A 12,326-nucleotide genomic window follows, 5' to 3' on the forward strand; every position below is an offset into this window, starting at 1 on the left:
TTCCCTTTCCTCTTCCAATTTGTAACCGATACCTCTGACGGACTTGACTTAAAGTGCAATACCAGCCTGTTTCATCACCTTTTTGAGTCTTGCAATATTTACTTGAAGGGCATTTTCATCGATGAACTCAGTTGTATTCCACAGTTTCATGCTTAGTTCTTCTTTTGTGACGACAGAATCAGTTGCCACTAATAAAGTTTCTAACAATTTCCCTTGATTTTGGGGGAGTAAAATCGAGTGTCCATTGATATAAAGGGTATAGGTCTGTCTATCAAGCAGAAAATTATCTTTTTCAAGTAGATTTTGTCTGCCTTCATAGCGTTTCAAGATATTTTCTATACGTGCCAAAAATCTTTCTTTCTTGAAAGGCTTTGTTAGATACTCATCTGCCCCTAATTTCAGGGCGTAGATTTCATCTTTTAATTGTTCACGGGAAGTGAGAACCAATATAGGGACAGAGCGTTTTGACTTGAGATTTTTACAAATTTGAAAACCTGTTTCTCCTGGCAAATTCAAATCCAGTATGATTAGATCTGTATCGTATTGCAGCACTTGCTGGCTTGTATCTTTGAAGTCAGTCAACTTATCAACTTGATAACCCGCTTTCTCTAACAAGATGACAATTTCATCTCGAATCAAGGCTTCATCTTCAATAACCAGAATATGCTTCATATCGGTTCCTCCTTTTCCTATTTTATTCTACCTTATTCATCTCTTTTGGGTTCCATTAATGACAATAAGTACTTGTTGCTATTTTTCTTTACAATTCTGATATAGATGACTTCAAAGCCAGCTAATAGCAGTACGATCAGCATGGCTGTGATAAATCTCTGCCCCATAACCATTCTTGCGCTAGTGGGCACTATTCCTGTGAGGAGGGAGCTCACTCCGAAGCTACTACTGATAAGTGCAAGGGCTATTGGTAGACCGAAATACCAGTTGACTTGCTTTTCTGACGATTTACAAAGAGTTTCGTAGTTGGCACCAAGATGGATTAAGGTCTGGTATCGTCTATAGGATTGTCTTTGTCCCATCAAAAACTGAACGCCGATAATTGTATTTGCGACAACAAGGAAGATGATAGACAGATAGATGGTGACATAGCTGGCAGAGATAATGTAAAACAATTGTCTTCCCATATTTTGTATATAGCTTTCATAGCCAAGAGAGGTTTGATTTAGCTTTTCATTGGTATCTGAGATAGCTCTCATCAAGCCTTTTTCCTTGACTAGCTCAGGAGCCAAGATACCGCTAACATAGTTCGAATAGCGACCGTCTGTATAGCTCATAAAAATCTCATCTGGAACTATGAGAGCGACAGAGAGGGTTATCTCATGATCCGTTACGATTGGCAAAGACTCCACCTCGCCAATCAATTTTACATCATTTCCCATGACTTTGATTTGAGGCTTTGTCTTTAGGACAGAGTTGACGAGACTTTCATCTGGCAGAAAATTTTTCCCCATATACAAATATGCTTCCTTATTAGTTAGTTCTAGAGGAGGAAGATTGGCAGCCTTTTTAAGTTCATTGTATTCGGAAACTGGTATGAGGTGGGAATTAGTAGACTGTTTAAATTTATGGAGCAAAATTTCCTTGTTCTTGTTGTCTTTTTGATTTTTCAACTCCTTGATGACCTCTTCAAAGGACACGGATTCGTGTTCTTTAGTTTGGCCTACTTTAATTTGCAGAATCTTTGAAAACTGTGATACTAGTCCGGCAGCTTCAAGCTCTTTTTTAACTGCATTTACATCAAGATTTTCATCTGTTTCCTGCTTGCTATCTCTAAATGTATAATCCAATACGTGGGTTTGATTGCCTGGATTGCCGCTTGTAATGGCCACACCTGCTCCAAAGAGGCACAAGGCAGAGAAAATTAAGAGGGAGCAGACAGCCAGTATAGTTGAGCGTTGGATAACTAATTCCTGAATCTGTCTAAAATTATAGGCATGAAGTTTTCGATTGTTTCCAAGCTTGACCAAAAAGTCTATAAATAAACGCATACCAAAGAAGAGTAGGATAGTTCCCAGAGTTCCTAAGAGAACGGTGATGCCCATTGTTATGACATTTTCCCAAGCTCGTCCACTCATACCCATGTAATAGGCTGTTCCTAGAAGCAAAATTCCGAGGACAGAAGCAAGAAGGTACACCCCCTTGGGGAGTAGTTTCTTCATCCCAGAAGGAGAATAGGCGAGCAGGTTTCCGATTTCCATATTGGCAGTCTTTGCACTTAAAAGGACAAAAACAGCTAATTTTACGGCTAGGAAGCCGATGACTGTATAGAGTAGAGCTGTGGTAGATAGAGAAAATTGATGTTCAATAATCCCTAGTCCCACAATTTTAGCGGTTATTAGGCTAATCAATTCTGAAATTAAGATGGAAATAGGAAGGCCTATTCCAAGGGCAAGGACACTGTTTCTCAAATCCTCGAGCAGAAGTAGCAAGAACAGTTTGCTTCTTTGCATTCCCAGTGTGAGATAGACACCAAATTCATGTTTTCTCCTTTCCATCTGCATACTGCTTGAGAAGTAGACTAGAAAAAAGAGAATAAAGAGCGTTGCTACATAAAGAATGGGAATCATGCTAAAGAGTTTATTTACAGCGTCACTTTCTATTTGTTTTAGAAAGTGCATCACATCTTGATGAGTCAAAGAAAGGATGATGTAAAAGGAGATAATAGACAGAACCATAGAACTGAAATACAAGCCATTATTCTTTCGATCTCTCTTGCTATTTCTTGAGACTAATTTAGAAAACATTACCATCACCTCCAGCTAGTGCTGCCATGACCTTTAGTATTCTGTGGTAGAAGTCTTCTTGACTTTCTCTTGGATAATCGCGACGGATTTCATGGAATAGTTTTCCATCTTGGATAAACAAGATGCGGTTGCAAAAGCTGGCTGCGACGGAATCGTGGGTCACCATGAGAATGGTGGTTTCTTCCACTTGATTCATTTCGGATAATTTTTGCATCAAAATGGTCGCATTTTTTGAATCCAAAGCCCCTGTGGGCTCGTCTGCAAATACAATCTTAGGGTCTAAAATTAAGGCGCGCGCAGCAGCTACCCTTTGCCGTTGACCACCTGATAATTGAGAAGGGAACTTATCCAGAAGTTCAGAAATATCCAGATATTGGGAAAGTAATTCTAATCGAACCTTGCTTTCGTTGGCATCGACCTTGTGCAAAGACAAGGGAAGTAAAATATTTTCTTTGGCTGTAAGATTGTCCAAGAGCTCAAAATTCTGGAAGAGATAGCCAATTTCCTTGCCTCTATAATCTGCTAATTGGCTCCCTTTTAGCTGACCTAAATCCTTTTCTTGCATTTGAATGGAACCGTCAGTTGGCTTGATGATTGTGGCGAGACAGTTAAGAAGGGTTGTTTTCCCAGAACCGCTACTCCCCATAATTCCTAAGAACTCGCCTTTGACAACTTGAAAAGATATGCTATCCAAGGCTTTGGTAATATTGGGCTCTTTCCCATAATGCTTTTTTAATGATTCTACTCGTAAAATTGTGTCCATGTGAAACACCTCCATTTTTTGTTACTTTCATTATAATATGAATCAGAGTAGAATAACACTTACGGATGATGTAAGAAATCTTTATCGCTGACTTTTATAATCAGGTTATTGGAACTATACTTACTATATTATAGCATGCTTTCAGGGATTTAAAAAGAGGAGTAGAGGTTGAGAAATTTTCCTAATATTGAAATCATAAAAAATAATACCACTGAAGTTCATGCTCCAGCGGTATTATTTTTTATTTTATAGGAAACTCTACTCCCACTCAACTGTTGCAGGTGGTTTACTTGTAATATCGTAGACGATACGGTTAACATGGTCCACTTCGTTTACGATACGTACTGAGATTTTTTGAAGGACTTCCCATGGAATCTTAGCAAAATCAGCAGTCATACCATCGATAGAGGTGATAGCACGGATTGCAATCGTGTAGTCATATGTACGACCGTCACCCATAACACCAACTGAACGAACGCCTGTATTAACAGTGAAGTATTGCCAGATATCGCGGTCAAGACCTGCTTTAGCAATTTCCTCACGAAGAATAGCGTCTGACTCACGAACTGTTTCTAGCTTTTCTTCAGTGATTTCACCCATAACACGGATAGCAAGTCCTGGTCCTGGGAATGGTTGGCGCCATACGATATGGTCTGGCATACCAAGTTCTGTACCAAGGGCACGAACTTCGTCTTTATAGAGAGTGTTGAGTGGTTCAATCAATTCAAATTGCATGTCTTCTGGAAGACCACCCACGTTGTGGTGTGACTTGATAGTTTGAGCTGTATCCGTACCAGACTCGATAACATCTGTATATAAAGTACCTTGAGCAAGGAATTTCACATCTTTGAGCTTGCTTGCTTCGTCATCAAATACATACACAAACTCGTTACCGATGATTTTACGTTTTTGTTCAGGGTCAGAAACGCCAGCAAGTTTATCAAGGAAACGTTTAGCTGCGTCTGCTTTGACGATATTCAAACCAAACTTACCACCAAGCATGTCCATAACTTGGTCCGCTTCTCCTTTACGAAGGAGACCGTGATCCACGAAGATACAGATCAATTGATCACCAATAGCCTTTTGAAGAAGAACCCCAACGACAGATGAGTCAACCCCACCTGAAAGGCCAAGAAGGACACGTTTATCACCGACGGTTTCACGGATTTTTTGGATCTGCATATCGATGAAGTTATCCATTGTCCAGTCGCCTTTAGCTTTACAGATGTTAAGGGCAAAGTTACGAAGGATATCATTTCCGTATACAGAATGACGAACTTCTGGGTGGAATTGAATACCGTAAATGTGTTTATCTGGATTTTCGATGGCTGCGTATGGGCAGTCAGCTGATGTACCTGTACGAACAAAGTCAGAAGGAATCTCAGTAACCGCATCACCATGGCTCATCAGAACAGTCTGTTCATCAGGTGTTGATTCAAAAAGAGCTGAAGGTGTGTGAGTAAGAGTTGATTGACCGTATTCACGATTCCCAGCGTCACCTGCAGGAACAACTTTTCCTCCAAGTTTATGGGTTAATAATTGCATACCGTAACAGATTCCCAAAATAGGAATTCCGAGTTCGAAGATTTCTGGGTCAATATCGAATGAACCATCTTCGTATACAGAGTTTGGACCACCTGAAAGGATAATTCCTACAGGGTTGATTTCACGAACTTCAGCAGCTGAAATTTTATGGCTCTTTAGTTCTGAAAAAACGCCAATCTCACGGATACGGCGTGAAATCAGCTGGTTGTATTGGCTACCATAGTCCAATACGATGATTTTTTCTACATCTTGCAAATCAGTTGAAATGTTGCTCATCTTTTTCCTTTCTCAAAAGAAATATCTTTTTTCAATATTCTATCACAAATAAGGGCGAATTACCAACTAAACAAGGAGAAGTTTGACTTTTTCTTGTTTATTAGGGTACAATAGAGAAAAGATAGAAATGAAGTGAAAAATATGCTACCTGCTTATATGAAAATCCATGATCAGATTAAAAAGGATATTGACGATCACCGTTGGGCTATTGGGGAGAGGCTTCCTAGTGAACGAGATTTAGCAGAGCAGTTTGAGGTCAGTCGCATGACCCTCCGCCAAGCTGTATCTCTATTAGTTGAAGAAGGTATCTTAGAGCGCCGCGTAGGAAGTGGCACCTTTGTTTCTAGTACTCGGGTACAAGAAAAGATGCGAGGAACAACAAGTTTTACTGAAATTGTTAAGTCCCAAGGTAAAGTACCCTCTAGCCAGCTCATTTCCTACAGAAAAACCATTCCCAATGAGCAGGAAGTTGCAAAGTTAGGAATTTCTCCAACGGAGAATATTATCCGAATGGAACGGGTCCGCTATGCCGACCAAGTTCCTCTAGTTTATGAAGTTGCTTCTATTCCTGAAAAATTCATTAAGGACTTTAAAAAAGAAGAAATCACCAGTCATTTCTTCCAAACATTGCAAAAACATGGCTACCGTATTGGCAAATCACAGCAGACTATCTATGCTCGCCTTGCTAAGGAAAAAATTGCCCACTATTTGGAAGTTGAAAAAGGACATGCTATTCTTGGTCTGATTCAGATTTCTTACCTAGAAGATGGTACTGCATTTGAATACGTAAAAAGTCAGTATGTAGGCGAACGCTTTGAATTTTATCTTGAGAATAACTAGTCTAGAAAGGCTAGTTTTTTGCTTTCTTAAAAGATTAGAATTGTCAAAACAATCTGTCTAGGCTTGATTTTATCACTTATTTACTATAAAATGAGAAGGAAAAACGTCAAACTTTTATATTGCAAATAGGAGAAAACATGACAAAAACATTAAAACGTCCTGAGGTTTTATCACCTGCAGGGACTTTAGAGAAGCTAAAGGTAGCTGTTCAATATGGAGCAGATGCTGTCTTTATCGGTGGTCAGGCCTATGGTCTTCGTAGCCGTGCCGGAAACTTTACTTTCGAACAGATGGAAGAAGGTGTCCAGTTTGCTGCCAAGTACGGTGCTAAGGTTTATGTGGCTGCCAACATGGTTATGCACGAAGGAAATGAAGCTGGTGCTGGTGAGTGGTTCCGTAAACTGCGTGATATCGGGATTGCAGCAGTTATCGTATCTGACCCAGCCTTGATCATGATTGCAGCGACTGAAGCACCAGGTCTTGAAATCCACCTCTCTACCCAAGCAAGTGCAACTAACTATGAAACCCTTGAGTTCTGGAAAGAACTGGGCTTGACTCGTGTCGTTTTGGCGCGTGAGGTTTCGATGGAAGAATTAGCTGAAATCCGCAAACGTACAGATGTTGAGATTGAAGCCTTTGTCCACGGAGCCATGTGTATTTCTTACTCTGGTCGTTGTACTCTTTCAAACCACATGAGTATGCGTGATGCTAACCGTGGTGGTTGCTCTCAGTCTTGCCGTTGGAAGTACGACCTTTACGATATGCCATTTGGTCAAGAACGCAAGAGTTTGAAAGGTGAAATTCCTGAAGAATTTTCAATGTCAGCCGTTGACATGTCTATGATTGACCATATCCCAGATATGATTGAAAATGGTGTGGACAGTCTAAAAATCGAAGGACGCATGAAGTCTATTCACTATGTTTCAACAGTAACTAACTGTTATAAGGCGGCTGTTGATGCTTATCTAGAAAGTCCAGAAAAATTCGAAGATATCAAGCAAGACTTGATTGATGAGATGTGGAAGGTTGCCCAACGTGAATTGGCAACAGGTTTCTACTACGGCACACCATCTGAAAATGAGCAGTTGTTTGGTGCCCGTCGTAAAATTCCTGAGTATAAGTTTGTCGCTGAAGTGGTTTCTTATGATGATGCGACACAAACAGCGACCATTCGTCAACGGAACGTTATTAACGAAGGCGACCAAGTTGAGTTTTATGGCCCAGGTTTCCGTCATTTTGAAACGTATATCGAAGATTTACATGATGCCAAAGGCAATAAAATTGACCGCGCTCCAAATCCAATGGAACTCTTGACTATCAAGGTTCCACAAGCTGTTCAAGCTGGAGACATGGTTCGAGCTCTTAAAGAAGGTCTCATCAATCTTTATAAGGAAGATGGAACCAGCGTCACAGTGCGTGCTTAATAAACATGTAGGAGAGGAAAGCTTTCTAGTTGATTTCCCTTTAATCCTACTTACTAAAAGAACATTAGGTTAAAAAAATATATTAATTTCCATCCGAGATTTCATCTCGGATTTTTTCATTATTTTTCAGAAAGATCTAGATAATGGACGGATTTATTACAAGTTTTTTCCAAAGTTTTCTATATAATAAGCTAAAAAATAGTAAAATTGTAAATAATTTTCATTAAACGCTTTCAACGTAAGTAAAAAGTTGACAAATCCAATTTTTAGGACTAAACTAAGTAAGTAAATTTTAATTAAAAGGAGAATTCGTCATGAATTTAACATTTTTCGGTCTATGTCTTGCCTGTATGGGTGTATCTCTTGGTGAAGGTATGTTGATGAACGGTTTGTTGAAATCAGTTGCTCGCCAACCAGATATCATCTCAGAACTACGTAGTTTGATGATCCTAGGGGTTGCCTTTATTGAAGGTACTTTCTTCGTTACTCTTGTCTTTTCATTTATCATCAAATAAAAGAAGTATAAATTGAAAAAGGGAGGATTTTAGATGGAAGAAAGTATTAATCCAACCATCAATATTGGTCCTGTTACCTTTAATTTAACCATAGTAGTTTTGACTTTGTTGACTGTAGCACTTATTTTTGGCTTTATTTATTGGGCAACTCGAAATATGACTTTGAGACCCACAGGAAAACAAAATGTATTAGAGTATTTATTTGATTTTGTTGTTGGATTTACAAAATCAAACCTTGGTCCAATGATAAAGGATTATTCTCTCTTTTATTTCTGTTTATTCCTATTTATGGCCATTGCAAATAATATTGGCTTAATGGCTAGAATTCAGACTACAGATGGTGTAAATCTTTGGACCTCACCAACAGCAAATTTGTCATTTGACTTGGTCTTGTCTTTTACAATTATCTTAATGACACACGTAGAAGGAATTCGTCGTCGTGGAATCAAAAAGTATTTAAAAGCATTTGTAACACCAGGTTTTATGACACCAATGAATCTCTTGGAAGAAGTTACCAATCTCCTTTCACTTGCATTGCGGGTCTTTGGTAATATCTTTGCAGGGGAAGTGATGGCAAGTATGTTAGTCCTACTTTCTCATCAGGCCTTCTATTGGTATCCTATTGCTTTTGGAACAAATCTAATCTGGACTGCATTTTCTGTTTTTATTTCTTGTGTACAAGCATATGTATTTACATTGTTATCTTCAATGTACCTAGGAAATAAAATTAATGAAGAAGAATAGAAAGGAGTAGTTTATGAATGTAACAGTAGGTGAATTACTTGGTGACTTTATACTAATCGCTGGTTCCTTTATTCTCTTGCTAGTCTTGGTTAAGAAATACGCTTGGTCAAATTTGGCTAGCATTTTCGAACAAAGAGCAGAAAAAATTGCAGCAGATATTGACGGAGCTGAACAAGCACGTCAAAAAGCAGAAGTATTGGCTCAGAAACGCGAAGATGAATTGGCTGGTAGCCGTAAAGAAGCTAAGACAATCATTGAGAATGCGAAAGAAACAGCTGAGAAAAGCAAAGCTAGTATTTTAGCAGATGCTAAGCTAGAAGCAGGACGCTTGAAAGAAAAAGCGAACCAAGAAATTGCTCAAAATAAAGCTGAAGCTTTACAAAGCGTTAAGGGTGAGGTAGCAGATTTGACAATCAGCTTGGCTGGTAAAATCATCTCACAAAACCTTGACGGTCATGCCCATAAAGAACTCATTGATCAGTATATCGATCAGTTAGGAGAAGCTTAATGGACAAGAAAACAGTAAAGGTAATTGAAAAATACAGCATGCCTTTTGTCCAATTGGTACTTGAAAAAGGAGAAGAAGACCGTATCTTTTCAGACTTAGCTCAAATCAAGCAAGTTGCTGAAGAAACAGGCTTACCTTCTTTTTTAAAAAAAGTGGCAGTAGACGAGTCTGACAAGGAAAAAACGATTGTGTTCTTCCAAGATTCAGTGTCACTTTTATTGCAAAACTTTATTCAGGTTCTTATCTACAATCACAGAGCAAATCTTTTTTATGATATTCTTGTAGATTGCTTGAACCGACTTGAAAAAGAAACAAATCGATTTGAAGTGACGATTACGTCAGCTCATCCTTTAACTGATGAACAGAAGAGTCGCTTGCTCCCTTTGATTGAGAAAAAAATGTCTCTGAAAGTAAGGAGTGTAAAAGAACAAATCGATGAAAGTCTTATTGGTGGTTTTGTCATTTTTGCCAATCACAAGACAATTGATGTGAGTATTAAACAACAACTTAAAGTTGTTAAAGAAAATTTGAAATAGAAAGTGGTGTTCTTTTGGCAATTAACGCACAAGAAATCAGCGCTTTAATTAAGCAACAAATTGAAAATTTCAAACCCAATTTTGATGTGACTGAAACAGGTGTTGTAACCTATATCGGGGACGGTATCGCGCGTGCTCACGGCCTTGAAAATGCCATGAGTGGAGAGTTGTTGATTTTTGAAAACGGCTCTTATGGGATGGCTCAAAACTTGGAGTCAACAGACGTTGGTATTATCATCCTAGGTGACTTTACAGACATCCGTGAAGGCGATACAATCCGCCGTACAGGTAAAATCATGGAAGTCCCAGTAGGTGAAAGTCTGATTGGTCGTGTTGTGGACCCACTTGGTCGTCCAGTTGACGGTCTTGGAGAAATCCACACTGATAAAACTCGTCCAGTAGAAGCGCCAGCTCCTGGTGTTATGCAACGTAAGTCTGTATCAGAACCATTGCAAACTGGTTTGAAAGCTATTGACGCCCTTGTACCGATTGGTCGTGGTCAACGTGAGTTGATTATCGGTGACCGTCAGACAGGGAAAACAACAATTGCGATTGATACAATCTTGAACCAAAAGGGTCAAGATATGATCTGTATCTACGTAGCGATCGGACAGAAAGAATCAACAGTTCGTACGCAAGTAGAAACACTACGTCAGTACGGTGCCTTGGACTACACAATCGTTGTGACAGCCTCTGCTTCACAACCATCTCCATTGCTCTTCCTAGCTCCTTATGCTGGGGTTGCCATGGCGGAAGAATTTATGTACCAAGGTAAGCATGTTTTGATCGTTTATGATGATCTTTCAAAACAAGCGGTAGCTTATCGTGAACTGTCTCTTTTGCTTCGTCGTCCTCCAGGTCGTGAAGCCTTCCCAGGGGATGTTTTCTACCTTCACAGCCGTTTGCTTGAGCGCTCAGCTAAAGTTTCTGATGAACTTGGTGGTGGATCTATTACAGCCCTACCGTTTATCGAGACACAAGCAGGAGATATCTCTGCCTATATCGCAACCAACGTGATTTCAATCACTGATGGACAAATCTTCCTTGGTGATGGTCTCTTCAATGCGGGTATTCGTCCAGCCATTGACGCGGGTTCATCTGTATCTCGTGTAGGTGGTTCTGCACAAATTAAAGCCATGAAAAAGGTTGCTGGTACACTTCGTATCGACCTTGCTTCATACCGTGAGTTGGAAGCCTTCACTAAGTTTGGTTCTGACTTGGACGCAGCAACACAGGCTAAGTTGAACCGTGGACGTCGTACAGTTGAAGTCTTGAAACAACCTGTTCACAAACCATTACCTGTTGAGAAACAAGTAACCATTCTCTATGCTTTGACACATGGTTTCTTGGATACTGTTCCAGTAGATGAAATTGTTCGTTTTGAGGAAGAGTTCCATGCCTTCTTTGATGCTCAACATCCAGAGATTTTGGAAACCATTCGTGATACAAAAGACTTGCCAGAAGAAGCAGTCTTGGATGCTGCGATTACAGAGTTTCTCAATCAAACCAGCTTCCAATAAGAATAGAGGTGTCAGATGGCAGTATCTCTAAATGATATTAAAACAAAAATCGCCTCAACAAAAAATACGAGTCAAATCACTAATGCCATGCAGATGGTATCAGCTGCTAAGCTAGGTCGTTCTGAAGAAGCTGCTCGCAACTTCCAAGTTTATGCTCAGAAAGTTCGTAAACTTTTAACGGATATTCTTCATGGTAATGGAGCTGGCAGTTCAACCAATCCGATGTTGATTAGTCGTCCAGTTAAGAAGACAGGCTATATCGTCATTACTTCAGACCGAGGTTTGGTTGGAGGTTATAATTCCTCTATTCTGAAAGCTGTTATGGAGTTGAAAGAAGAATACCATCCAGATGGTAAAGGCTTTGAAATGATCTGTATTGGTGGAATGGGAGCTGATTTCTTTAAAGCTCGTGGTATTCAACCACTTTATGAATTACGTGGCTTGGCAGACCAACCTAGCTTTGATGAAGTTCGTAAGATTATTTCAAAAACTGTTGAAATGTACCAAAATGAACTTTTTGATGAACTCTATGTCTGCTACAACCACCATGTCAATACGCTAACTAGTCAAATGCGTGTGGAGCAAATGCTTCCAATTGTTGACTTGGATCCAAATGAAGCAGATGACAGTTACAGCTTGACCTTTGAATTGGAAACTAGCCGAGAAGAAATTTTGGAGCAGTTGTTGCCTCAGTTTGCAGAAAGTATGATTTACGGGGCTATTATCGATGCTAAGACAGCTGAAAATGCTGCGGGTATGACCGCCATGCAAACAGCGACAGATAATGCTAAGAAAGTCATTAATGATTTGACAATTCAGTATAACCGTGCCAGACAGGCGGCGATTACACAAGAAATTACAGAAATCGTAGCAGGAGCTAGTGCCTTAGAATAGGC

Annotated in this window: 12 protein-coding genes; 8 read left to right on the forward strand and 4 right to left on the reverse strand. The window is 39.6% G+C overall.

Translation table 11 applies throughout. The features are described 5' to 3' along the window. Positions 1-48 precede the first annotated feature (48 nt). The 4 genes from ADH52_RS09935 to guaA all read right to left on the reverse strand — a co-directional run bounded on the left by ADH52_RS09935 (position 49) and on the right by guaA (position 5,343). On the reverse strand, positions 49-672 hold the full coding sequence (locus ADH52_RS09935) for a response regulator transcription factor (RefSeq protein WP_049511082.1): 624 nt from the start codon (positions 670-672) through the stop codon (positions 49-51). Between the two features lie 32 nt (positions 673-704). Then, complete coding sequence (locus ADH52_RS09940) at positions 705-2,759, reverse strand: FtsX-like permease family protein (RefSeq protein WP_049511083.1); 2,055 nt, start codon at positions 2,757-2,759, stop codon at positions 705-707. Next, entirely contained in the window at positions 2,749-3,522 is a 774-nt protein-coding gene (locus ADH52_RS09945) for an ABC transporter ATP-binding protein (protein ID WP_049511084.1), read from the reverse strand. The genes ADH52_RS09940 and ADH52_RS09945 overlap by 11 nt, the downstream gene beginning before the upstream one ends. Positions 3,523-3,780: 258 nt before the next feature. Then, a complete protein-coding gene (gene guaA, locus ADH52_RS09950; protein ID WP_049511085.1) occupies positions 3,781-5,343 on the reverse strand; it encodes a glutamine-hydrolyzing GMP synthase in 1,563 nt (520 codons plus the stop codon). Between the two features lie 141 nt (positions 5,344-5,484). Between guaA and ADH52_RS09955 the strand changes: the two genes are divergently transcribed. From ADH52_RS09955 to ADH52_RS09990, 8 genes are all read left to right on the forward strand, one after another. After that, on the forward strand, positions 5,485-6,183 hold the full coding sequence (locus tag ADH52_RS09955; protein ID WP_049511086.1) for a GntR family transcriptional regulator: 699 nt from the start codon (positions 5,485-5,487) through the stop codon (positions 6,181-6,183). A gap of 137 nt (positions 6,184-6,320) precedes the next feature. Continuing rightward, positions 6,321-7,607 (forward strand): peptidase U32 family protein, encoded by a 1,287-nt coding sequence (locus ADH52_RS09960; RefSeq protein WP_049511087.1) that lies wholly within the window; start codon positions 6,321-6,323, stop codon positions 7,605-7,607. A 314-nt stretch (positions 7,608-7,921) separates the two neighbouring features. Beyond that, positions 7,922-8,122 (forward strand): F0F1 ATP synthase subunit C, encoded by a 201-nt coding sequence (locus tag ADH52_RS09965; protein WP_001054560.1) that lies wholly within the window; start codon positions 7,922-7,924, stop codon positions 8,120-8,122. A 33-nt stretch (positions 8,123-8,155) separates the two neighbouring features. Beyond that, entirely contained in the window at positions 8,156-8,866 is a 711-nt protein-coding gene (atpB, locus tag ADH52_RS09970) for a F0F1 ATP synthase subunit A (RefSeq protein ID WP_049511088.1), read from the forward strand. Between the two features lie 13 nt (positions 8,867-8,879). After that, a complete protein-coding gene (atpF, locus tag ADH52_RS09975; protein WP_020902744.1) occupies positions 8,880-9,374 on the forward strand; it encodes a F0F1 ATP synthase subunit B in 495 nt (164 codons plus the stop codon). Beyond that, entirely contained in the window at positions 9,374-9,910 is a 537-nt protein-coding gene (locus tag ADH52_RS09980) for a F0F1 ATP synthase subunit delta (RefSeq protein WP_049493454.1), read from the forward strand. Before atpF ends, ADH52_RS09980 begins: the two co-directional genes overlap by 1 nt. A 14-nt stretch (positions 9,911-9,924) precedes the next feature. Continuing rightward, on the forward strand, positions 9,925-11,430 hold the full coding sequence (atpA, locus tag ADH52_RS09985) for a F0F1 ATP synthase subunit alpha (protein WP_042900828.1): 1,506 nt from the start codon (positions 9,925-9,927) through the stop codon (positions 11,428-11,430). A 15-nt stretch (positions 11,431-11,445) separates the two neighbouring features. After that, positions 11,446-12,324, forward strand: coding sequence for a F0F1 ATP synthase subunit gamma (locus ADH52_RS09990; RefSeq protein WP_000301224.1), 879 nt, complete (start codon positions 11,446-11,448; stop codon positions 12,322-12,324). Positions 12,325-12,326: the final 2 nt, after the last annotated feature.

Origin of the sequence: Streptococcus pseudopneumoniae (assembly GCF_001072665.1) — a bacterium.
GTDB lineage: Bacteria > Bacillota > Bacilli > Lactobacillales > Streptococcaceae > Streptococcus > Streptococcus pseudopneumoniae_S.